The sequence below is a fragment of the Paraburkholderia sp. 35.1 genome (assembly GCF_050436525.1).
Taxonomy (GTDB): Bacteria; Pseudomonadota; Gammaproteobacteria; order Burkholderiales; family Burkholderiaceae; genus Paraburkholderia; species Paraburkholderia tuberum.
Genome location: NZ_JBNDMJ010000003.1, coordinates 1,124,061 through 1,145,203, shown reverse-complemented (window position 1 = coordinate 1,145,203; position 21,143 = coordinate 1,124,061). Strand labels below are relative to the sequence as shown.

At 63.5% G+C, this 21,143-nt stretch carries 20 protein-coding genes and 1 pseudogene; 13 read left to right on the top strand and 8 right to left on the bottom strand.

Going from position 1 to position 21,143, the window contains the following annotated elements; translation table 11 throughout:
* Positions 1 to 148 precede the first annotated feature (148 nt).
* Positions 149 to 1,144, bottom strand: a complete 996-nt coding sequence (locus OKW27_RS25330) for a bifunctional riboflavin kinase/FAD synthetase (RefSeq protein WP_184051586.1) — start codon at positions 1,142 to 1,144, stop codon at positions 149 to 151.
* Positions 1,145 to 1,282: 138 nt separating this feature from the next.
* On the opposite strand from OKW27_RS25330, the gene purN reads away from it, so the two are divergent.
* The 6 genes and pseudogenes from purN to nadC all read left to right on the top strand — a co-directional run bounded on the left by purN (position 1,283) and on the right by nadC (position 7,701).
* Positions 1,283 to 1,936, top strand: a complete 654-nt coding sequence (purN, locus tag OKW27_RS25325) for a phosphoribosylglycinamide formyltransferase (RefSeq protein ID WP_090801571.1) — start codon at positions 1,283 to 1,285, stop codon at positions 1,934 to 1,936.
* Entirely contained in the window at positions 1,933 to 3,192 is a 1,260-nt protein-coding gene (locus OKW27_RS25320; protein WP_090801569.1) for an RsmB/NOP family class I SAM-dependent RNA methyltransferase, read from the top strand. Before purN ends, OKW27_RS25320 begins: the two co-directional genes overlap by 4 nt.
* Positions 3,193 to 3,282: 90 nt before the next feature.
* Positions 3,283 to 4,013, top strand: a pseudogene (locus tag OKW27_RS25315) (hypothetical protein); the annotation flags it as partial.
* A gap of 298 nt (positions 4,014 to 4,311) precedes the next feature.
* The gene (locus OKW27_RS25310) at positions 4,312 to 5,508 is read left to right on the top strand and encodes a DesA family fatty acid desaturase (protein ID WP_429335212.1); all 1,197 of its coding nucleotides are present in this window, start codon (positions 4,312 to 4,314) and stop codon (positions 5,506 to 5,508) included.
* A gap of 130 nt (positions 5,509 to 5,638) precedes the next feature.
* On the top strand, positions 5,639 to 6,778 hold the full coding sequence (gene nadA, locus OKW27_RS25305) for a quinolinate synthase NadA (RefSeq protein ID WP_429336597.1): 1,140 nt from the start codon (positions 5,639 to 5,641) through the stop codon (positions 6,776 to 6,778).
* Positions 6,778 to 7,701 (top strand): carboxylating nicotinate-nucleotide diphosphorylase, encoded by a 924-nt coding sequence (gene nadC, locus OKW27_RS25300; protein ID WP_090801565.1) that lies wholly within the window; start codon positions 6,778 to 6,780, stop codon positions 7,699 to 7,701. The genes nadA and nadC overlap by 1 nt, the downstream gene beginning before the upstream one ends.
* Before the next feature lie 124 nt (positions 7,702 to 7,825).
* On the opposite strand, the gene nadB is transcribed toward nadC, so the two are convergent.
* The 4 genes from nadB to radC all read right to left on the bottom strand — a co-directional run bounded on the left by nadB (position 7,826) and on the right by radC (position 11,187).
* Positions 7,826 to 9,424 carry an L-aspartate oxidase gene (gene nadB, locus OKW27_RS25295; protein ID WP_090801563.1) on the bottom strand — a complete coding sequence of 533 codons (1,599 nt, stop codon included), beginning with the start codon at positions 9,422 to 9,424 and terminating at the stop codon, positions 7,826 to 7,828.
* A 226-nt stretch (positions 9,425 to 9,650) separates the two neighbouring features.
* Positions 9,651 to 9,818, bottom strand: a complete 168-nt coding sequence (rpmG, locus tag OKW27_RS25290; RefSeq protein WP_008919555.1) for a 50S ribosomal protein L33 — start codon at positions 9,816 to 9,818, stop codon at positions 9,651 to 9,653.
* 10 nt (positions 9,819 to 9,828) lie between these two features.
* Positions 9,829 to 10,062: a 50S ribosomal protein L28 gene (gene rpmB / locus OKW27_RS25285; RefSeq protein ID WP_007180631.1), complete on the bottom strand. Its 234-nt coding sequence runs from the start codon at positions 10,060 to 10,062 to the stop codon at positions 9,829 to 9,831.
* 210 nt (positions 10,063 to 10,272) lie between these two features.
* Positions 10,273 to 11,187, bottom strand: coding sequence for a RadC family protein (gene radC, locus OKW27_RS25280; protein WP_429335211.1), 915 nt, complete (start codon positions 11,185 to 11,187; stop codon positions 10,273 to 10,275).
* Between the two features lie 206 nt (positions 11,188 to 11,393).
* Between radC and OKW27_RS25275 the strand changes: the two genes are divergently transcribed.
* From OKW27_RS25275 to OKW27_RS25245, 7 genes are all read left to right on the top strand, one after another.
* Positions 11,394 to 11,849: an FKBP-type peptidyl-prolyl cis-trans isomerase gene (locus OKW27_RS25275; RefSeq protein WP_090801560.1), complete on the top strand. Its 456-nt coding sequence runs from the start codon at positions 11,394 to 11,396 to the stop codon at positions 11,847 to 11,849.
* A 2-nt stretch (positions 11,850 to 11,851) separates the two neighbouring features.
* The gene (gene ispH / locus OKW27_RS25270) at positions 11,852 to 12,811 is read left to right on the top strand and encodes a 4-hydroxy-3-methylbut-2-enyl diphosphate reductase (RefSeq protein ID WP_018421578.1); all 960 of its coding nucleotides are present in this window, start codon (positions 11,852 to 11,854) and stop codon (positions 12,809 to 12,811) included.
* A gap of 543 nt (positions 12,812 to 13,354) precedes the next feature.
* Entirely contained in the window at positions 13,355 to 14,557 is a 1,203-nt protein-coding gene (locus tag OKW27_RS25265; protein ID WP_429336596.1) for a branched-chain amino acid ABC transporter substrate-binding protein, read from the top strand.
* A 228-nt stretch (positions 14,558 to 14,785) separates the two neighbouring features.
* The gene (locus OKW27_RS25260) at positions 14,786 to 15,736 is read left to right on the top strand and encodes a branched-chain amino acid ABC transporter permease (protein WP_429335210.1); all 951 of its coding nucleotides are present in this window, start codon (positions 14,786 to 14,788) and stop codon (positions 15,734 to 15,736) included.
* A gap of 26 nt (positions 15,737 to 15,762) precedes the next feature.
* Positions 15,763 to 16,932: an ABC transporter permease subunit gene (locus tag OKW27_RS25255; protein WP_429335209.1), complete on the top strand. Its 1,170-nt coding sequence runs from the start codon at positions 15,763 to 15,765 to the stop codon at positions 16,930 to 16,932.
* A 20-nt stretch (positions 16,933 to 16,952) separates the two neighbouring features.
* Positions 16,953 to 17,744: an ABC transporter ATP-binding protein gene (locus OKW27_RS25250; protein ID WP_090801554.1), complete on the top strand. Its 792-nt coding sequence runs from the start codon at positions 16,953 to 16,955 to the stop codon at positions 17,742 to 17,744.
* A 17-nt stretch (positions 17,745 to 17,761) separates the two neighbouring features.
* Positions 17,762 to 18,466, top strand: coding sequence for an ABC transporter ATP-binding protein (locus tag OKW27_RS25245; protein WP_090805434.1), 705 nt, complete (start codon positions 17,762 to 17,764; stop codon positions 18,464 to 18,466).
* Positions 18,467 to 18,599: 133 nt separating this feature from the next.
* Here OKW27_RS25245 and OKW27_RS25240 read toward each other — a convergent pair whose 3' ends face one another.
* The 3 genes from OKW27_RS25240 to OKW27_RS25230 all read right to left on the bottom strand — a co-directional run bounded on the left by OKW27_RS25240 (position 18,600) and on the right by OKW27_RS25230 (position 20,833).
* Complete coding sequence (locus tag OKW27_RS25240) at positions 18,600 to 18,893, bottom strand: GYD domain-containing protein (RefSeq protein WP_018421572.1); 294 nt, start codon at positions 18,891 to 18,893, stop codon at positions 18,600 to 18,602.
* Positions 18,894 to 19,155: 262 nt separating this feature from the next.
* The gene (locus tag OKW27_RS25235) at positions 19,156 to 19,629 is read right to left on the bottom strand and encodes a GNAT family acetyltransferase (RefSeq protein ID WP_429335208.1); all 474 of its coding nucleotides are present in this window, start codon (positions 19,627 to 19,629) and stop codon (positions 19,156 to 19,158) included.
* A gap of 19 nt (positions 19,630 to 19,648) precedes the next feature.
* A complete protein-coding gene (locus OKW27_RS25230; protein ID WP_090801551.1) occupies positions 19,649 to 20,833 on the bottom strand; it encodes an acetylornithine transaminase in 1,185 nt (394 codons plus the stop codon).
* Positions 20,834 to 21,143 lie beyond the last annotated feature (310 nt).

The following is a 21,143-nucleotide window of genomic DNA, read 5'->3' as shown; positions in this document are numbered from 1 at the left end:
CGTTTCTATGCGTAGCGGCGCGCGGATTGCGCGCTGCGCGAGGAGCGTGGGACGCGCCCGGCAGGCGGCTCCGCGTGAAGCACGGACGCCCTTCGATGCGCGCGGCGACGGTTCGTGCGGCGCGGCGCACCGGCCCGAACCGCGGTGGTTATCTAATTCGGTCGGTGGCCGAGGTGGCGAAACCGGTGGAACGGCTGCCCGGCGTGCCGGCGCCGACCGCAGCGAACCATGCGCGGGCATTGGCGACGTCGCGCGCGATCGCGGCGGTCAGCGTTTCGAGATCGACGAACTTCTCCTCGTCGCGCAGCTTCTTCAGAAATTCGACGCGCACGAGTTTGCCATACGCGTCGCCGTGCCAATCGAGCAGGTGCACTTCGAGCAGCACACGGCCGGAATCGTCGACGGTGGGGCGCAGGCCGAGGCTCGCGACGCCGGGCAGCGGTTGCTCGGCGATGCCGTGCACCTGTACGACGAAGATGCCGGCCAGTGCCGGACGCTTGTGCGCGATCGGCAGATTGAGCGTCGGAAAGCCGAGATCGCGGCCGAGCTTCATGCCATGGGTGACGTGGCCGCTGATCAGATAGTCGCGGCCGAGCGCTGCGCGCGCCGAGTCGAGGTCGCCCGCGACCAGCGCCGCGCGCACGCCCGAGCTCGAGATGCGCGCGCCCGACGGATCGGCGACCGTCGCCATCTGTTCGACTTCGAAACCGTACTGCTTGCCGGCCGTGCGCAGCGACGCGAAATCGCCGGCGCGCTTCGCGCCGTAGCGGAAGTCGTCGCCGATCATGATCCAGCGCGCGTGCAAGCCGTTGACGATGATCCGCTCGACGAACGCATCTGGCGACTGGCTCGCGAACGTGTGATTGAAGTGCTCGACGACGACCCGGTCGACCCCGTTGGTGCGCAGCGCCTCGAGCTTGTCGCGCAGCATCGCGATGCGCGGCGGCGCGCCGGCCGGGTTGAAGAACTCGCGCGGGTGCGGCTCGAAGGTCATCACGCAGACGGGCAGGCCACGCGCGTTCGCGGCCGCGCGCACGTGGGCGAGCAGAGCCTGGTGGCCGCGGTGGACACCGTCGAAGTTGCCGATGGTCAGCGCGCACGGCGCGCGGCTCTCGGCATTGGGAAGGCCGCGGAAGACTCTCACGATAGCGGGTTGCAGGCGTTGCTGCGATTGCAATAGGGGCGCGGGCGGGGTGCCGCAAAACAATCGATTATAAACGCTTGGCGCAACAGACGGCTGCGCGGTCGCGGTCCGGCGATTGCCGAATGATAAAATCCGCGCATGAAAAAACTTGTCATCCTGATTTCCGGGCGGGGTAGCAACATGGAAGCCATCGTGCGCGCCTGCGCGAGCGAGGGCTGGCCGGCGCGGGTCGCCGCCGTGATTGCTAACCGTCCCGATGCCGCGGGGCTCGCGTTCGCGGCGTCGCATGGCATCGCCACGGCGGTGGTCGACCACCGCCAGTTTCCGGATCGCGACAGCTTCGACGCGGCACTCGCCGAGCAGATCGACGCCATCGCGCCGGACCTCGTCGTGCTCGCGGGCTTCATGCGCGTGCTGACCGAGCGCTTCGTCGACCACTACGCAGCGCGCATGCTGAACGTGCACCCGTCATTGCTGCCGAGCTTTCCTGGTCTGAAGACCCATCAGCAGGCGCTCGACGCCGGCGTGCGGTTCCACGGCGCGTCGGTGCATTTTGTCACATCAAAGCTGGATCACGGGCCGATCGTCTTGCAGTCGGCGGTGCCTGTCGAGGCGGGCGATACCGCACAGACGCTCGCCGCACGCGTGCTCGCCACCGAGCACATCATTTATCCACGCGCGGTGCGCTGGTTCGTCGAAGGGCGTCTCGCTCTGGACGGCTCGCGCGTCACGCTTACGCCGTCGGAGCCGCAATGGCTCTTTGCCGGTCACACCGCCGGAGAGGGCGCATGAGATTGCATGGTTTCCTGATTGGACAAACTGAAACGCTGCTGGCCGAAGTGCTGCGGCTGAACGGCCCCGCCGACGCCGCCACGAGCCGCTTCTTCCGCGCGCATCCGAAGCTCGGGCACGCCGAGCGCGGCGTGATCGCCGAGGCGGTGTTCGCCGTGCTGCGCCGCCGGATGGAGTTCGCGCATCTGGCCGAAAGCGGCACTGGCAGCCCCGCGCGCCGCATGGCGCTGCTGGGCCTGATGCAGACGGCCGGACGCTCGGCGCTCAAGCCGTTCGTCACCGAGGCCGAGGCGACCTGGCTCGAACACGTGGCGAAGATCGACCCGGAAAGCCTGCCACTGCGGATTCGCCTGAACCTGCCCGACTGGATCAGCCAGGCGCTCAGCTCGCGCTTTGAGGCCGCCGAGCTCGCGCAGCTGGCCGCCGCGCTGAACTACCCGGCGCCGCTCGATCTGCGCGCGAACCCGATCAAGGCGAGCCGCGACGACGTGCTGGGTGCGCTGTCGAAGGCTGGCATCGAGGCGGGCGCGACGCCGTTCGCGCCGCTCGGGGTGCGCGTGGTCGGCAAGCCGGCGCTCACCAAGCTCGACGCGTTCCAGCAGGGCTGGCTCGAAGTGCAGGACGAGGGCAGCCAGCTGCTGTGCTCGCTGGTCGCACCTCGGCGCGGCGAGATGATCGTCGATTTCTGTGCGGGCGCGGGCGGCAAGACGCTGGCGCTCGGCGCGGCAATGCGCTCGACCGGCCGGCTCTACGCGTTCGATATCTCCGAGCGGCGTCTCGCGAAGCTGAAGCCGCGTCTCGCGCGCAGCGGCCTGTCGAACGTGAACCCGGTGCTGATCGACAGCGAACACGACGCGAAGATCAAGCGTCTGGCTGGCAAGATCGACCGCGTGCTCGTCGATGCACCGTGCAGCGGCCTCGGCACGCTGCGCCGCAACCCGGATCTGAAGTGGCGCCAGTCGCCGGAGTCGGTCGCCGAGCTGGCGCCGAAGCAGGCGTCGATTCTCACGAGCGCGGCGCGTCTCGTGAAGAAGGGCGGCCGGCTCGTCTATGCTACGTGCTCGATTCTCGAAGCCGAAAACGAGGCGGTCGTGCAGCAGTTCCTCGCCGATCACCCTGATTTCGCGCTGGTGCCGGCGCGCGACGTCCTTGCCGAGCAGCGTATCGAGCTGGAGATGGGCGACTACCTGTCGCTGTGGCCGCACCGCCACGCGACCGACGGCTTTTTCGCCGCCGTGCTCGAGCGCCAGAGCTAGGCAACCGGCTGCAGGCCGGCGCGCGGATTGGCGGATGAATCCGCGCGCGCCGGCCATTCCGGCGACATCCATGCATACGACTTTACCCACATGTTCAGCGACATCGCGCGCGACTTCGGTCAGCGCGTGATGCTGTGGCAGGTCGCGATCCTGCTTGCGGCGCTGCTCGTCGCGTGGCTGCTCGCGCGGACGCTGCGCCGCCGCATCAAGCGGCCGCAATCGACGCGCGACGAGAGCCTGCGTTTCGGCATGGAAAGCCTCGACCGGGCGGCTTTTCCGCTGATCGGCGCGGCACTGGTGTGGCTCGCGCGGGCGATCGCCGGCCAGTTCATGGACACCGCGCTGCTCGATCTGGCGCTGGTGCCGCTCGCCGGCATTGGGCAGATCTACATCGTGTTCTTCTTCGGCGGGTGTTCAACCGCGAAGGTGGCGAGCATCGGTGGCTGTTTCTCGTCGAGAAGATCGTGTCGGTGGTCGTGTGGATCGGCATGGTACTCACGCTGTTGGGCATTCAGAACGCCGTGATCGCGTGGATGGACAGCGTGAGCTTTGGCTTCGGTAATGCGCGTATGACGCTGCTCGCCCAGGCCGCCGCCGACGTGCCGCGGGTGCTACGCGAACCGGCGCCGGCGCCATTTCTGGTCGGCTTTGGCCGGGACGGCATCAATCTCGAGTCGGGTTTCCGGATCGAAGACGCGGCGAGCGGCACGCGTGGCGTGCTCTCGACCGTCAACTGCAATATCTGGCGTCTCTTTTCCGAGCACGGCATCACTATTGCGCTCCCGCAACGCGAGGTGCGCATCGTCGGTCAGGCAAGCGGCGCAATGCCGCACCCGGTGGCGACGACCGATCCGGATTCCGACACCACCCCGATCCGGCGCTCAGGCCCGCCGACCGTGCCGCCAACGACGGCCGTTAAGCCCCGTTTCGCGCCGCGCCAAGGCATGCGCCAGTGCCCAGGCAATCGCTATCGACTTGATAGCGCACAAAAAATCCCTATTTGTTACAAACACTTGGAACCCTTCAAGTAGAATATCGTCCTATCCCGCTGTATGCTTTCACTTTCATGACACGCGCGCCGCGTGTGCTTCGTATCTCTCGTTCTGCAGGTAACTTACCTTGTTGAATTCTTTGCTCGATTTCCTTGCCCACGGGCTGCTGCGTTTCTCGTGGTGGCAACTCGTCGTGTACACGCTGATCGTGACGCACATCACGATTATCGGCGTGACCGTCTATCTGCATCGCTGCCAGGCGCATCGCGCGCTGGATCTGCACCCGATCGCCAGTCATTTTTTCCGCTTCTGGTTGTGGATGACCACCGGCATGCTGACCGGCCAGTGGGCCGCGATTCACCGCAAGCACCACGCGAAATGCGAGACCGAAGAGGATCCGCACAGCCCGCAGACGCGCGGCATCTGGAAGGTGCTGCTCGAAGGCGCCGAGCTCTATCGCACCGAAGCGAAAAACGAAGAAACGATGCGCAAGTTCAGTCACGGTACGCCGAACGACTGGATGGAGCGCAACGTCTACACGAAGTACCCGATTCTCGGCGTGAGCCTCATGATGGTGATCAACGTCGCGCTGTTCGGCGTCGTCGGCCTGACCATCTGGGCCGTGCAGATGGTGTGGATCCCTTTCTGGGCCGCGGGCGTGGTCAACGGCCTCGCGCACTTCTGGGGCTATCGCAACTTCAATTCGTCGGATGCGAGCACCAACATTTTCCCGTGGGGCATCATCATCGGTGGCGAAGAGCTGCATAACAATCACCACACGTATGCGACGTCGGCGAAGCTGTCGAACAAGTGGTACGAGTTCGACATTGGCTGGATGTACATCCGCATCATGCAGGCGTTTCGTCTGGCCAAAGTGAAGAAGGTCGCACCGATGCCGCGCCTGACCACCGGCAAGCTCGTGCTCGATCAGGACACGCTGCAGGCCGTGCTCGCGAACCGCTACGAAGTGATGGCGCGTTACGCGAAAGCGATCAAGCGCGCATACCGCCAGGAGCTCGCGCATCTGAAGGAAGTCGGCGCGCGCGAAAAGTATCAGGTGATGCGTGGTGCGCGCAGCTGGTTCCACAAAGAAGAGGCGGGCCTGAACGAGCCGCAGAAGCTCCAGCTGCCGCAGATTTTCGCGAACAGCCAGAAGCTGAAGACCTACATCGACATGCGCAACGAACTGGCGGCGATGTGGGAGCGCTCCAACGCGTCGCGCGAGCAATTGCTGGTGCAATTGCAGGACTGGTGCCATCGCGCAGAGCAGAGCGGTATCAAGGCGCTGCAAGACTTCGCGATGCGACTGCGTCGCTATGCCTGAAATCCATTAAAATTTCAGAACGTCACAAAACCCCGCGTTGGCGGGGTTTTGCGTTTTTGGGCCGTGGAAAAGCATCGCATGTGTAGCGCGAGCGGCAAGCCGCGGCGGCCAGGTGAGGGCAGAGGACATGATGGAGCAGCAGGCGATCAGGACCGTCGAATACGATCGGCCACAGGCGCAGGGCACGACCTGCGGGATCGGGCAGGCGTGGGCGAAGGTGCCCGAGACGCCGTCGGCGGAAGAAAAGCGGGCGCTGAAGGCGCGCATTCGCGAATTACTCAAGCGCGAGAAAGCGGTGCTGGTCGCGCACTATTATGTCGACGCCGAATTGCAGGAACTCGCCGACGAAACCGGCGGTTGCGTGGCCGATTCGCTGGAAATGGCGCGCTTCGGCCGCGATCACGAGGCGCAGACGCTGGTGGTCGCGGGCGTGCGCTTCATGGGCGAGACCGCAAAAATCCTCAGTCCAGACAAGCGCATTCTGATGCCGGATCTGGATGCGACCTGTTCGCTCGACCTCGGTTGTCCGGTCGACGAGTTCTCGGCGTTCTGCGACGCACACCCGGACCGCACGGTGGTCGTGTACGCGAACACGAGCGCGGCCGTGAAGGCGCGCGCGGACTGGATGGTAACGTCGTCGATCGGGTTGGAGATCGTCGCCGATCTGCATGCGCGCGGCGAGAAGATCATCTGGGCGCCGGACCGTCATCTCGGCAGCTACATCCAGGGCAAGACCGGCGCGGACATGCTGATGTGGCAGGGCTCGTGCCTCGTGCACGACGAATTCAAGGGCATCGAACTCGATCTGCTGCGCGCCGATTATCCGCACGCGAAGGTGCTCGTGCATCCGGAGTCGCCGGCCAACGTGATCGCCCAGGCGGACGTGGTCGGCTCGACCACGCAGTTGATCGACGCCGCGCAGAAGCTCGACGCGACGCACTTCATCGTCGCGACCGACCTCGGCATCCTGCACAAGATGCAACTCGCCGCGCCCGGCAAGACGCTGATTGCCGCGCCGACGGCCGGCAACAGCGCGACCTGCAAGAGCTGCGCGCATTGCCCGTGGATGGCGATGAACGGACTCGCCAATCTGGCCGATGTGCTCGAGCGCGGCCACAACGAAATCTTCGTCGAGCGTGGGATCGGCGAGCGTGCGCGTCTGCCGATCGATCGCATGCTCGATTTCGCGGCGCGTCACAAGAAGCGCGTGCAGGCGAGCGGCGATCTCGCGCGCGACGCGCAACTGTATTCGAATGTGGGGGCAGCGTAATGAAGGTGGTGGAGAAGGCGCCTGAGCAGGTAGTGGCGCGCGAAGGGGCCGACGCAGTGTCGCCGCTTTTCGCGGCGATTCACGCGCAATATGGCGTGGCGTTCGACGCGGCGCTCGCACGCAATGTCGCCGATGCACTCGCCGAAGATATCGGCACCGGCGATCAGACCGGCCGCCTCGTGCCTGCCGATGACGTTCGCGACGCGCGCATCATCGTGCGCGAGGAAGCGGTACTGTGCGGCGTGCCGTGGTTCGACGCGGTGATGCGCGCGGTCGATCCTCGCATCGTAGTTCAATGGCGTTACCGCGAGGGCGACCGCATGAGCGCCGACACGACGGTCTGCGATCTTCGCGGGCCGGTGCGCGCGCTGCTGACCGCCGAGCGCAACGCGATGAATTTCCTGCAGCTGCTGTCGGGCGTGGCGAGCGCGACGCGCCGCTATGTCGACGCGATTGCTCACACGCACGCGCGCGTTCTCGATACGCGCAAGACGCTCCCGGGCTTACGGCTCGCGCAGAAGTACGCGGTGCGCATCGGCGGCGGTGCGAACCAGCGGCTCGCGCTGTACGACGGCATTCTGATCAAGGAAAACCATATCGCCGCGGCCGGCGGCGTGGGCGCGGCGATGGACGCGGCGCTCGCGTTGAATGCGGGCGTGCCGATCCAGATCGAAGTCGAAACGCTCGAACAACTGGAAACCGCGCTCGCGCATGGCGCGCAGTCGATCCTGCTCGACAACTTCTCGTTTGACATGATGCGCGACGCGGTTCGCATCACGGCCGGGCGCGCGGTGCTCGAAGTGTCCGGCGGCGTGAATTTCGAGACCGTGGGCACGATCGCGGAGACTGGCGTGGATCGCGTGTCGATTGGCGCACTGACCAAAGACGTGCGCGCGACCGACTACTCGATGCGGATCGTTTGAGCGCCGCGCGTTCTAGCGCGACAGTCGACGCTCGTGACGACTTAACAAGGCCATTGCCAGAGCTTACCGGCAATGGCCTTGTCGTTTGTGGCGTCGTTTCAGCGTGTATTTCGGCCCAAGGCTGTCAGGTATTCGGCCTGCGTACATACTCCGGCGTGAGCACCGTCGGTAGCGCCTTGGGTAATGTGGACGGCCAGTCGCGGCTGAAATGCAGGCCGCGGCTTTCGCGCCGCGAGCGCGCGCTGTCCACGATCAGCGACGCCACATCGACCAGATTGCGCAGTTCCAGCAGATCGCGGCTCACCTTGAAGTTCGCGTAGTACTCGTGGATCTCGTCGCGCAGCAACGCGAGCCGATGCTTCGCGCGCTCGAGTCGCTTGTCGGTGCGCACGATACCGACGTAGTTCCACATCAGCCGGCGCAGTTCGTCCCAGTTGTGCGCGACCACGACCTCCTCGTCCGGATCGGACACGCGGCTTTCGTCCCAGGCCGGCAGCGGCGCGTGAACGGCGGCAGCGAAGCCTTCTGCTTCGATCGCCTTGGCGGCGGAGCGGCCGGTCACGAGGCATTCGAGCAGCGAATTGCTGGCAAGTCGGTTCGCGCCGTGCAGGCCGGTGCAGGACGTTTCGCCGACTGCGTAGAGACCCGCGAGATCGGTGCGGCCCGCCAGATCGGTGACGACGCCGCCGCACGTGTAATGCGCGGCCGGTACCACTGGAATCGGCTCCTTCGTGATGTCGATGCCGAACTCGAGGCAGCGCGCCAGGATCGTCGGGAAATGCTCGTGCAGGAACGCGGCCGGCTGGTGGCTGATGTCGAGGTACACGCAATCAATGCCGCGTTTCTTGATCTCGAAGTCGATCGCCCGCGCGACGATGTCGCGCGGCGCAAGCTCCGCGCGCTCGTCGTGATTGGGCATGAAGCGCGTGCCATCCGGCAGTTTCAGAATGCCGCCTTCGCCGCGCACTGCTTCCGAAATCAGGAACGACTTCGCGTACGGGTGAAACAGGCACGTCGGGTGGAACTGGATGAATTCCATGTTCGACACGCGGCAGCCGGCGCGCCATGCCATCGCGATGCCGTCGCCGGTCGCGGTGTCGGGGTTGGTCGTGTACAGGTAGACCTTGCCGGCGCCGCCGGTCGCGAGCACCGTATGCGGCGCTTCGATCGTAACGGTGCGGCCGCTTTGCAGATCGAGCGCATACAGACCATGGCAGCGGCGACCGGGCAGGCCGAGGCGTTCGGAGGTGATCAGGTCGATTGCGTGATGGTCTTCGAACAGCGTGATGTTCGGATGCTGGCGCACCTGCTCGCTGAGCGTGGCGACGACCGCATGGCCGGTCGCGTCGGCCGCGTGAATGATCCGGCGATGGCTATGGCCGCCTTCGCGCGTCAAATGAAAGCCCAGTTCGGCGGCCTCGTCTTTCGTGAACGGCACGCCCTGTCCGATCAGCCATTCGATCGCGGCGCGCCCATGCTCGACGATAAAGCGTGTCGCCGCCTCGTCGCACAGGCCGCCGCCTGCGGTCAGCGTATCGCGCACGTGATTCTCGACGCTGTCCGCCGAATCGAGCACCGCGGCGATGCCGCCTTGCGCCCAGTCGCTCGCGCCTTCGGTCAGCGATCGCTTGGCGATCACAGCAACGCGCCGTGTCTGCGCGAGATTGAGCGCGACGCTCAAACCAGCCAGACCGCTACCGACAATCGCCACATCGAATTCCATTGCCCACATCTCCGTCTTTCGTTTTGCGATGACGGCGCGCGAACCGCACGCCGCGAAAACGACAAAGGATACGCGCCGCATCGCCCTGGCGAAAGCTTGCCAAACGGAATAGGGCGATTCGCGCGCGCCTTGCGGAGCTATCGCGAGGTCCACGCAAAAACAAAAAAGCCTCGCACGAATGCGAGGCTTTTCATGTTTTTGCCTTCGTCAGGCTGGAGAGCCAAGATTACTTGATCTTGGTTTCCTTGTAGTCAACGTGCTTGCGGATGACCGGATCAAATTTCTTGATCAGCATCTTTTCCGGCATGTTGCGTTTGTTCTTCGTGGTCGTGTAGAAGTGACCCGTGCCTGCGGTCGATTCCAGCTTGATCTTGTCGCGTGCGCCTTTCGCCATGATTTACTCCTTAGGCTTCACCGCGTGCGCGCAAATCTGCGAGCACAGCGTCGATACCGTTCTTGTCGATCAGGCGCAGGCCGGCGTTCGAAACGCGCAGACGCACCCAACGGTTTTCGCTTTCCACCCAGATACGGCGGTTTTGCAGGTTCGGCAGGAACCGGCGCTTGGTCTTGTTGTTCGCGTGGGAAACGTTGTTGCCGCTCATCGGCGCTTTCCCAGTTACTTGGCATACGCGTGCCATGAGAGCACTCCTAATACGCTAATTCTGAGTTCGAACGCCGTGAAAGTTTCCCGAAAAGAGCCGCGCTGAAAGTATGCGAAGTTGCGCCGAATTTGCATCGAGACACTTCGCTACCACAGCTGCCTGACCTTTGCGGAACGCCTTGATGGCTTCGGAACAGGGGGTTGGAAATAGGCAAACCGGAATTCTAGCAGAAAAAAAGCCGCAAAATCAAACCTTATTTGCGATGCGGGACGCTGCGCCGTACGGCGGCGATTCCGCTTCCCGCGCTCGAGCGGGCTTGCGCGCGAGCCCCGGCCAGCCGGAGCGGGCGAACGAATATACGGTGTCCGCGCCGATCACCAGATGATCGATCAACTGCACATCGACGAGCGCGAGCGCGTCGCGCAGCGTCTGCGTGAGGCGGCAGTCGCTGGCACTCGGCTCGACGGCGCCGGACGGATGATTATGCGCGACGATCAGGCTGGCCGCGTTCGCGGCGAGCGCCCGCCGCACGATCTCGCGCGGATACACGGCCATGCGCGTGAGCGAGCCGCGCGCGCTTTCCTCGCAGCGGATCAGCCGATGCCGGGCGTCGAGAAACAGCGACACGAACACCTCCTGCGGCTGTCCGCCGATCAGAAGGCGCAGATAACTTTCGACCGCTTCGGGCGAATTCATTAGCGGGCGCTTGCGCATTTTGTCGACCAGCGAGCGACGCGCCATTTCCATGATCGCGAGTAATTGCGCTTTTTTCGCGGGGCCGATGCCGCGAATCCCGTCGAAGTCCGCATAAGTCGCGTCTAGCATCGCGCGCAGGGAGCCGAAGCGATCCAGCAGCGCCCGCGCGACGCTGAACACGTCGTGACCGGGCAGGCCGGAGCCGAGCACGAGCGCGATCATTTCGGTGTCCGACAGCACGTCGGGGCCCTGCTCGATCAGTCGCTCGCGCGGCATGTCGCGCCGGAGCCATTTACCCCGAAACAGTTGCCGCCGGCAGCGGGCGGTGGAGTCGGCGGCTTCTGACGGGGCCTCGGCCGACCGATTCGCGGGGGCTTTCACGCCGCCTGCGGCGCGTGCCGGCGCCTTCGGTCGTCGCAGCGTTGGCGCAGGTGTTTCGTCGATTGCGCTGGCGAAATCAGCCATATATATAGAGTCCTCCGCGTAAGGTTGACGGCGCACGCGGCGCAATGCGCCGCCGGGCCGTACCGCCCTCGCGCGCGACGGACTCAAGCCGGCGCCCGCTAGGTGGCTTACAATAAACACTTTGCGCACGGCACGCCGACGGTTTGCCACACGCGTCGACTGCCCCGCGGCGCACGCGTGCAGCGCTTCGACTGAGCGAGCATTGCATGAGCATCATCGATATTTCCGAGGTGAAACCCGGTTCACACGTCACGCTGCATTACCGGCTTTCCCTTGCCGATGGCGCCGAAGTGATCAACACGTTCAACGACAAGCCTGCCACGCTGCTGCTCGGCGCCGGTCAACTGGCGCCGCCGCTGGAAGATATTTTGCTGGGTTTGAAGGTGGGCCGCCATTCGACCTTTCAGCTAGCGCCGGGCCAGGCGTTCGGCCCACGCAATCCGGATCTGATCCAGCGCGTGTCCCTCGCCACGCTGCGGGAGAACAGCATGATCGGCGAGGATTTTTCCCCGGGTGACCTGGTCGAATTCAACGCGCCGGGCGGCGGGCGCTATGCCGGCGTACTGAAGGAAGTTGGCGAAACGTCGGCCCTATTCGATTTCAATCACCCGCTTGCCGGCCAGGCGCTGGCGTTTGAAGTGAAAATTATCGGGATTCTGTAAACATGAGCATCACGGATACGACTCTTGCCGAAGCGGAGATCCTGCTGGCCCAGCCACGCGGGTTCTGCGCCGGCGTCGACCGGGCGATCGAGATCGTCGAGCGGGCCATCAAGCTGTATGGCTCGCCGATCTACGTGCGTCACGAAATCGTCCATAACGCCTATGTGGTCGAAGACCTGCGCAAGAAGGGAGCGATCTTCATCGAGAACCTGGACGAAGTGCCGGCGGGCAACACGGTGATCTTCAGCGCGCATGGCGTGTCGAAGGCAGTGCGCTCGGAGGCGGAGTCGCGCGGGCTGCGGGTGTACGACGCCACATGTCCGCTCGTGACCAAGGTGCATATCGAAGTCGCGAAGATGCGTCAGGACGGTTTCGACATCGTGATGATCGGCCACAAGGGCCACCCGGAAGTCGAAGGCACGATGGGCCAGGCGGCCGAGGGCATGCATCTGGTCGAGGACATCGAGGATGTGCAGGCGTTGCAGCTCGCCGATCCGGAGCGGATCGCCTTCGTCACGCAAACCACGCTGTCGGTCGACGACGCCGCCGAAATCATCGGCGCGCTGAAGGCCAGGTACCCGTCCATCCGTGAGCCGAAGAAGCAGGACATCTGCTACGCCACGCAGAATCGCCAGGACGCAGTGAAGTTCATGGCGCCGCAGTGCGACGTCGTGATCGTCGTCGGCAGTCCGAACAGCTCGAATTCGAACCGCTTGCGCGAGCTCGCCGAGAAGCTCGGCGTGCCAGCCTATATGGTCGATTCGCCCGATCAGATCGATCCGGTTTGGGTCGAGGGCAAGCGCCGCATTGGCGTGACCGCCGGTGCGTCGGCGCCGGAGGTGCTGGCGCAGGCGGTGATCGCGCGTTTGCGCGAACTGGGTGTGCGCAACGTGCGCGCGCTCGAGGGCATCGAGGAAAACATCGCGTTTCCGCTGCCACGCGGGCTCGGTCTGCCAGCCTGACAATCCGTTAGCTACACTGAAAGGAAAGCGCGCCCGTGGGCGCGCTTTTTTTATGCCCGTGCCCGACGAACCTCTGATTAAATTAAGTGCCACATCGAATGACCGGTCAGCTTTCGGTGGTCTCGCGCACAAATTATTTTGAATTGTGATCGTGGCTTTTATCGATTTTGGCGCGATGCGTCCCCGTTTTAAGCTCGCAAAAGCCTTAAGACGGATTGATCAAGCACTGAATTGGTGCAATTCACCGGGCGCGCGCTAAATGGTCATGCCCGACGCAAAGCCCGGCCTATCCGGGATTCGCGCAGATCGCCCGCAACACTTGATGCCAGCGGGTTCGGCGCCGGTGCAACTGGTGCACGAAAACGGATCGCAACCAGGTTGCGCCTTTTAACGGATTTCCCTCTCAAAATCAGGTTGCAATGCAGGAAAACCCCACCGGTTCAACAATATTGCCACCCGCATAATTGGAGTTACAATGCGCGCGTTCTCAAGGCCTTGAGGTCCTGGACAGTGGATTTTGCAAGGCGCAGGAGACCTTACTTGATGCGAGTCAAATTTGCTTACGCCGTGTCCATCGCGGCCACGGTTGCGATGCTGACCGCGTGCGGCAAGAAACAGGATGGCGAAGCGGGAACGGGCGCATCGGTGGCCTCGGCCGCGGCGGTTGCCGCCACGAGCGAAGCGACTATCGTGAAGATCGGTCATGCGGCTCCGTTGACGGGCGGCATCGCGCACCTGGGCAAGGACAACGAAAATGGGGCGCGCCTCGCGGTCGAAGAAATCAATGCGCAGGGTCTGACGATCGACGGTCGCAAGATCCAGCTGCAACTCGACGCGCAGGACGATGCGGCGGACCCGAAAACCGGCACCGCCGTCGCGCAGAAGCTGGTCGACGATCACGTGGTCGCGGTGATCGGACACCTGAACTCCGGGGTCTCGATTCCGGCGTCGAAGATCTATAGCGACGCGAGCATCGTCGAGATCTCGCCGTCGTCGACGAATCCGGCCTATACGCAGCAAGGGTTCAAGACGACCTATCGGGTGGTCGCGACCGACGCGCAGCAGGGTCCGGCGCTCGCCAATTACGCGACGAAGGCGCTGGGCGCCAAACGCATCGCGGTCGTGGACGACGCGACCGCCTACGGCAAAGGTCTCGCGGACGAGTTCACGAAGACCGCCGAGGCGAGCGGCGCGAAGATCGTCGCGCGGGAGGCGACGAGCGACAAGGCCACGGATTTCCGGGCCATTCTCACGAAGATCAAGAGTGTTCAGCCGGACGCCATCATGTTCGGCGGCATGGACGCGACGGGCGGGCCGTTTACGAAGCAGGCGGCGGCGCTCGGTATCAGGGCAAAAATCCTTGGCGGCGACGGTGTGTGTACCGACAAGGTAGGTGAACTGGCGGGTACCGCCGTGCAAAACCTGGTCTGTTCGGAAGCAGGACTCGCGCTTTCGAAAATGACCCATGGAGTGGACTTCGAAAAGAAGTACGAGGACCGCTTCCACACGCCGGTGCAGATTTACGCGCCGTTCACGTATGACGCGGTGTACGTGATCGTCGATGCAATGAAGCGCGCTAATTCTATCGAGGCGCCCAAGGTGCTGGCTGCGATGCCTTCGACCGATTACAACGGGGTAATCGGCCACATCGCGTTCGACGACAAGGGTGATTTGAAAGAGGGCGCCATTACGCTTTACGACTTCAAGGACGGCAAGAAAGCAGTGCTCGACGTCGTAAAGATGTGATGACGGGAAGTTCGGCCTGACGGCACCGACACCATCCAACGGTGCCGTTTTTGCATCCGCCCAAGGTGAGCTCGCGACCGCATCACGGTCGTCAGGGCCAGCCGGCAACGGATAACCCTTACCGGTCTTTTACATCAGTACCCGCAGTGCCGTTGAGATTCGTAGCGCATCACCGCCCACCGGCAGATGAAAAACGCGAATCCAGTCGCACGGGCTAAGGAGCATTAAATGGATATCTTCATCCAGCAGATCATCAATGGACTGGTACTTGGCAGTGTCTATGCCATCATCGCACTGGGCTATACGATGGTTTACGGCATTCTGGGCATCATCAACTTCGCCCACGGCGACGTGTTGATGGTGGGCGCGATGGTTGCGCTCTCCGCCATAGGAGTGCTGCAGAACCACTTCCCCGGCCTCGGCAATGTGCTGACGCTCGTGATCGCGTTGATCATCGCGGCGGCGGTCTGCGCGGTGGTCGGCTACACGATCGAGCGGGTCGCCTACCGGCCGTTGCGGCGTGCGCCGCGTCTCGCGCCGCTGATCACCGCGATCGGTGTATCGATTCTGCTGCAGACGCTCGCGATGATGATCTGGTCGCGCAATCCGCTGCCGTTCCCGCAGTTGTTGCCCACCGACCCGCTCAACGTGATCAAGGCCACCGACACGGCGCCCGGCGCCGTGATCTCGATGACTGAAATCGTGATTATCGTAACGGCGTTCCTCGTGATGGGCGGCCTCCTACTGCTCGTGCACAAGACCAGGCTCGGCCGCGCCATGCGCGCGATCGCCGAGAACCCGAACGTCGCGAGTCTGATGGGTGTGAACCCGAACTTCGTGATTTCGGCGACCTTCATGATCGGCTCGGCGCTGGCTGCGCTCGCCGGCGTGATGATCGCGTCCGAATACGGCAACGCGCACTTCTACATGGGCTTCATCCCTGGCCTGAAGGCCTTTACCGCGGCGGTGCTCGGCGGTATCGGCAATCTCGGCGGCGCGATGGTCGGCGGCGTGCTCCTCGGCCTGATCGAGCAGTTGGGTGCCGGCTATATCGGCGACCTCACGGGCGGCGTGTTCGGCAGTAACTACCAGGACGTGTTCGCGTTCATCGTGCTGATCGTCGTGCTGGTGTTCCGTCCGTCGGGTCTGCTCGGCGAACGTGTCGCGGATCGCGCCTGATCCCGGGCCACAAGGAGTCAACAATCATGACCTCAATTCAACCGATCGAGCCGTCCACGACGCTCATCCCCGAAAAGAACCGCACGAAGACGCTGACTATCGGTATTCTCACGGCGTTCTTCGTGATCGCGGCGCCGATGGTCATCGGTGCCGCGGGCGGCAACTACTGGGTCCGCGTGCTCGACTTCGCGATGCTGTACGTGATGCTCGCGCTGGGCCTGAACGTGGTGGTCGGCTTTGCCGGCCTGCTGGACCTGGGCTACATCGCGTTCTACGCGATCGGCGCCTACACGGCCGCGCTGCTGAGCTCGCCGCACCTCGCGACGCAATTCGAGTGGATCGCGCATCTCGCGCCGAACGGCATCCACGTGCCGATCTGGATCATCGCGCCGATCGCGATGGCGCTCGCCGCGATGTTCGGGATTCTGCTCGGTGCGCCGACACTGCGTCTGCGTGGCGACTACCTCGCGATCGTGACCCTCGGCTTCGGGGAAATCGTGCGGATCTTCATGAACAACCTCGACCGTCCGGTGAACATCACCAACGGCCCGAAGGGGATCACCGGGATCGATCCGGTGTCCGTCGGCGGCTTCAGCCTCGCGCAGACACACTCGCTGTTGGGCATGCAGTTTCCGTCGGTGTACCTGTACTACTACCTGTTCGTGCTGTGCGCGCTGTTCGTGATCTGGACCTGTACGCGTCTGCAGCATTCGCGGATCGGCCGCGCGTGGGCCGCGATCCGCGAAGACGAAATCGCCGCCAAGGCGATGGGCATCAATACCCGTAACGTGAAGCTGCTCGCGTTCGCGATGGGCGCGTCGTTCGGCGGCCTGTCGGGCGCCATGTTCGGCTCGTTCCAGGGTTTCGTGTCGCCGGAATCGTTCACGTTCTGGGAATCGGTCGTGGTGCTCGCCTGCGTGGTGCTCGGCGGCATGGGCCACATTCCGGGCGTGATCCTCGGCGCGGTGCTGCTCGCGGTGTTCCCCGAGTTCCTGCGCTCGACGATGGGTCCGCTGCAGAACATGATCTTCGGCCATGAAATCGTCGATACCGAAGTGATCCGTCAGTTGCTGTACGGCCTCGCGATGGTTGTGATCATGCTGTACCGCTCGGAAGGCCTGTGGCCCGCGCCGAAGCACGAAGACAGGATTGCGAAGCTGGCGAAGCGTGGCGGCAAGAAGCCGGTGCGCGCATAAGGTCCGGTGGAGAAAAAGACATGAGCGATAACGTAAGCAACAACGCAGCGATCCGGCTGTCGGTGAAGGGCGTCAACAAGCGCTTCGGCGGGCTGCAAGCGCTTTCCGAGGTCGGCCTGCAGATCCGCGCGGGCGAGATCTACGGCCTGATCGGCCCGAACGGCGCCGGCAAGACCACCTTCTTCAATGTGATCACGGGTCTGTACACGCCGGATTCAGGCGAGTTCAAGCTCGACGGCGAGAGCTACACGCCGACCGCGGTCTATCAGGTCGCGAAGGCGGGCATTGCGCGCACGTTCCAGAACATCCGTCTGTTCGGCGGCATGACCGCGCTCGAAAACGTGATGGTCGGCCGTCATGTGCGCACCAAGCACGGTCTGCTCGGCGCGGTGTTCCAGACGCCGGCCGAACGCCAGGAAGAGCGCGAGATCAAGGAGCGCGCGCTCGAACTGCTCGACTACGTCGGCATTACGCAGTACGCGGACTATACGTCGCGCAACCTGTCATATGGCCACCAGCGGCGGCTCGAAATCGCGCGTGCGCTGGCGACCGATCCGAAGCTGCTCGCGCTCGACGAACCGGCGGCCGGCATGAACGCCACCGAGAAGGTCGAGCTGACCAGGCTGCTCGACAAGATCCGTGCGGACGGCAAGACGATTCTGCTGATCGAACACGACGTGAAGCTCGTGATGGGTCTGTGCAATCAGATGACGGTGCTCGACTACGGCAAGGTGATTGCGCAAGGTCTGCCGCAGGACGTGCAGAAGGATGCGAAGGTGATCGAAGCTTATCTGGGTGCGGGGGTCCACTGATGTCCACGACGCAAGCAATGTTGAAAATCAAGGGCCTGCAGGTCAACTACGGTGGCATCCAGGCGGTCAAGGGTGTCGACCTCGAGGTCGGGCAGGGCGAACTCGTCACGCTGATCGGCGCGAACGGCGCGGGCAAAACCACGACGATGAAGGCGATCACCGGCCTGAAGCCGTATGCGGCCGGCGACATCGAGTACATGGGTCAGTCGATCAAGGGCCTCCCCGCGCATGAGCTTCTGAAGCGCGGTCTCGCGATGGTGCCGGAAGGGCGCGGCATTTTCGCGCGCATGTCGATCGTCGAGAACATGCAGATGGGTGCGTATCTGCGCAACGATGACGATGGCATCAAGTCGGACGTCGAGCGCATGTTCGGCTTCTTTCCGCGTCTGAAGGAGCGTGCATCGCAATACGCGGGCACGCTGTCGGGCGGCGAGCAGCAGATGCTCGCGATGGCACGCGCGATCATCTCGCGGCCCAAACTGCTGCTGCTCGACGAACCGTCGATGGGTCTGTCGCCGATCATGGTCGAGAAGATCTTCGAAGTGGTGCGCCTGATTTCCTCTGAAGGCATGACCGTGCTGCTCGTCGAGCAGAACGCGCGGCTCGCGCTGCAGGCGGCGAATCGCGGCTACGTGATGGACTCCGGTTTGATCACGATGTCGGGCGACGCGAAGCAGATGCTCGACGATCCGAAGGTTCGGGCCGCGTATTTGGGCGAATGAGCGGGCGAACGAGTGGGTGAATAAGGATGTGACGAGTTGGACGTGCGCGCCGGTGGCGCATACGTCCGGCTTGCAACGCGCCCCGCGATGCAATGTCGCGGGGCGCGTTTTATTTTTCTGGTTGGGACGTGAATTAAGGGAGTCGCCCGATAACCGAACTGATTTCGTCTTTTGTGAACGCACGCAGCGTTTGCGAGCGGACATTGCCGGCCGAGCCGAGTGCGAAGCCGAAGGCGAGGAAGCTCTGCTCGTCTGCCGCTTCGACGACCGAGACAACGTCGTATGCCCCTAACGTCCAGTAGATCTGCTTCATTTCGCAGCCAAAAGATTTCGCCATTTCCGCCGCCTGCCCGGCTCGCTCTGCACTGTTCTTGATCGTGCGGATACCCTGATCCGTAAATTGCAGGAGCACCACATAAGTCGCCATGAAGATTCCCCTTAGGATTCCAACGCGTTGGGACTCAGACGCATGAGCCGCCCCCGGGGGGAAGGGTCGCGATTCGCCGCAAACCTGTCTTTCCAGCGCCGGCGTCGTCTCGTGCGTAAACGATTCTAGGCAATCCAACCGCTCGCCATCTGCTATTTGTCCGAATCCGCCGATATGTGCGCTGCTTGCGGGAGAACCATTGAAAAAGCCGCATGCGTCAAGCAACGCATGCGGCTTTCTTTAATCAGGCGTACGACGCGAATCAACTGGCCGGGGCCGCGTCGGCGTATTGGCCGAGCCGCTTGCCGAGGCTGATCACCGCATCGGTGCGATACCCGAGCGCATCGTAGAACGCCCGTATTTCAGCCGTTGCCGACGACAGTACCTGCAGGTTCAGCTTCGGACAACCGAGCTTCGTCAACTCGCTCTCGACGTGCGCGACGAGCCGCGTGCCGATGCCATGACGTCGCAGCGATGCGTCGACCGCGAGCGAATACAACCAGCCGCGGTGTCCATCATAGCCGCCCATTACGGTGCCGACGATGGGTCCATCGAGCACCGCGACGAAGAACAGCTCCGGTTGCGTCGCGAGCTTATTGGCGATCGACTGACGCGGGTTGCGCTGCGGTCGCGTCACGTCGCGATACTCGGGAAACACGTCCTGCCATAGCGCAATCACGGCTTCGGTATCGGTCGCGTCGAAGCGGCGGATCGACAGCGTCGTGTTCGTCGTCATCGGTGCGCTCCGTGGTTGATTACAGCGAGTCGAGAACCGAGCGCAGCATCGCCAGCATCTGGTCGATTTCTCCGGTCGTCACGTTAAGCGCCGGCATGAAGCGCAGCAGGTTCGGACGCGCGGCGTTCAGCAGCACGCCGTCGGGTTGCATGTCGCGCGCCTTCTCGACAATCTGGTAGCCGATGTCCTTGCCGAGCAGCAGCGCGCGCAGCAGACCCTCGCCGCGCTCGCCCTTGAAGCCGCGCTCCTCGGACAGCTCGAGCAGCTTCGTGCGCAGATATTCGCCGCGCGAGCGCACGCCTTCGAGGAAGCCCGGCGCCGTCAGCTGCGAGATCACCGAGTAGCCGACCGCGGTCATCAGCGGATTGCCGTTGTAGGTGCCGCCCTGATCGCCCGCTTCGAACACGGCGATTTCCGCCTTCGACAGCAGCGCCGCGAGCGGCACGCCGCCGCCGATGCCTTTGCCGAGCGTCATGATGTCCGGCTCGATGCCCGACAGCTGATACGCGAACAGCGTGCCGGCGCGACCACAGCCGCTTTGCACTTCGTCGACGATCAGCAAGATGTTGTGTTGTTTCGTCAGCTCGCGCAGTTGCTGCATGAACTCGCGGGTTGCGGGGATCACGCCGCCTTCGCCCTGGATCGGCTCGAGCATCACCGCGACGGTCTTCGCGTTGATCAGCTTTTCCACCGACGCGATGTCGTTCAGGTCCGCCTTCGGGAAGCCCGGTACCTGCGGCGCGTAGATCGTGTCCCAGCCCGGCTTGCCGCTGGCCGACATCGTCGCGAGCGTGCGGCCGTGGAAGCTGTGGTCGAACGTGATGATCTCGAACGCGCCGTCCTTGAACTTCCTGCCCCACTTGCGCGCGAGCTTGATCGCGCCTTCGTTCGCCTCGGCGCCGCTATTCGCGAAGAACACCTTGTCGAAGCAGCTGTGCTGCGTGAGCAGGCCCGCGAGCTTCGCCATCGGCTCGTTGTAGAACGCCGGCGACGGGTTGATCAGCAGCTTGGCCTGCTGGTTCAGCGCTTCGATCATGCCGTCGTTGCAGTGGCCGAGGCAATTGACCGCCCAGCCCTGAATGAAATCCAGGTAGCGCTTGCCGTTGTTGTCGTAAAGCCACGAGCCTTTGCCGTGCGTGAAAACGATTTCAGGTCGGTTCGTGATGTACATCAGCGAATCGATTGGATACTCATTGAAATTCATGACGGCAGGCTCCAGGCAAAAGGGTAAGAGCGGGGTGAAGAAACGGTGACGGTTTGGCCAATAAAAACGGCGGCCGGAAAAACAGAAAAGCCACGGCATGCCGTGGCTTTCATGATTCGAACAGCTTGCGCCCAGGTTTTGTGTGGCGCGAGTCCGTGACGAAGCCAGCGGCGTCCCTAAGGGAGCGGCGAGCGGCGACGTCGGAATTCGGACTGAATGCGGTTCATGCGCGAAAGAATACGATAAGAAAAGCGCTGGTGTAAACCATGAATTTGCACTGGCGCTGCATCGGGGGGAATTTGCCGCCGTG

Coding starts and splice junctions, on each gene's coding strand:
- purN (WP_090801571.1), top strand. CDS start 1,283: ATGAAAAAACTTGTCATCCTGATTTCCGGGCGGGGTAGCAACATGGAA.
- OKW27_RS25320 (WP_090801569.1), top strand. CDS start 1,933: ATGAGATTGCATGGTTTCCTGATTGGACAAACTGAAACGCTGCTGGCC.
- nadA (WP_429336597.1), top strand. CDS start 5,639: ATGGAGCAGCAGGCGATCAGGACCGTCGAATACGATCGGCCACAGGCG.
- nadC (WP_090801565.1), top strand. CDS start 6,778: ATGAAGGTGGTGGAGAAGGCGCCTGAGCAGGTAGTGGCGCGCGAAGGG.
- nadB (WP_090801563.1), bottom strand. CDS start 9,424: ATGGAATTCGATGTGGCGATTGTCGGTAGCGGTCTGGCTGGTTTGAGC.
- rpmG (WP_008919555.1), bottom strand. CDS start 9,818: ATGGCGAAAGGCGCACGCGACAAGATCAAGCTGGAATCGACCGCAGGC.
- rpmB (WP_007180631.1), bottom strand. CDS start 10,062: ATGGCACGCGTATGCCAAGTAACTGGGAAAGCGCCGATGAGCGGCAAC.
- radC (WP_429335211.1), bottom strand. CDS start 11,187: ATGGCTGATTTCGCCAGCGCAATCGACGAAACACCTGCGCCAACGCTG.
- OKW27_RS25275 (WP_090801560.1), top strand. CDS start 11,394: ATGAGCATCATCGATATTTCCGAGGTGAAACCCGGTTCACACGTCACG.
- ispH (WP_018421578.1), top strand. CDS start 11,852: ATGAGCATCACGGATACGACTCTTGCCGAAGCGGAGATCCTGCTGGCC.
- OKW27_RS25265 (WP_429336596.1), top strand. CDS start 13,355: ATGCGAGTCAAATTTGCTTACGCCGTGTCCATCGCGGCCACGGTTGCG.
- OKW27_RS25260 (WP_429335210.1), top strand. CDS start 14,786: ATGGATATCTTCATCCAGCAGATCATCAATGGACTGGTACTTGGCAGT.
- OKW27_RS25255 (WP_429335209.1), top strand. CDS start 15,763: ATGACCTCAATTCAACCGATCGAGCCGTCCACGACGCTCATCCCCGAA.
- OKW27_RS25250 (WP_090801554.1), top strand. CDS start 16,953: ATGAGCGATAACGTAAGCAACAACGCAGCGATCCGGCTGTCGGTGAAG.
- OKW27_RS25245 (WP_090805434.1), top strand. CDS start 17,762: ATGTTGAAAATCAAGGGCCTGCAGGTCAACTACGGTGGCATCCAGGCG.
- OKW27_RS25240 (WP_018421572.1), bottom strand. CDS start 18,893: ATGGCGACTTATGTGGTGCTCCTGCAATTTACGGATCAGGGTATCCGC.
- OKW27_RS25235 (WP_429335208.1), bottom strand. CDS start 19,629: ATGACGACGAACACGACGCTGTCGATCCGCCGCTTCGACGCGACCGAT.
- OKW27_RS25230 (WP_090801551.1), bottom strand. CDS start 20,833: ATGAATTTCAATGAGTATCCAATCGATTCGCTGATGTACATCACGAAC.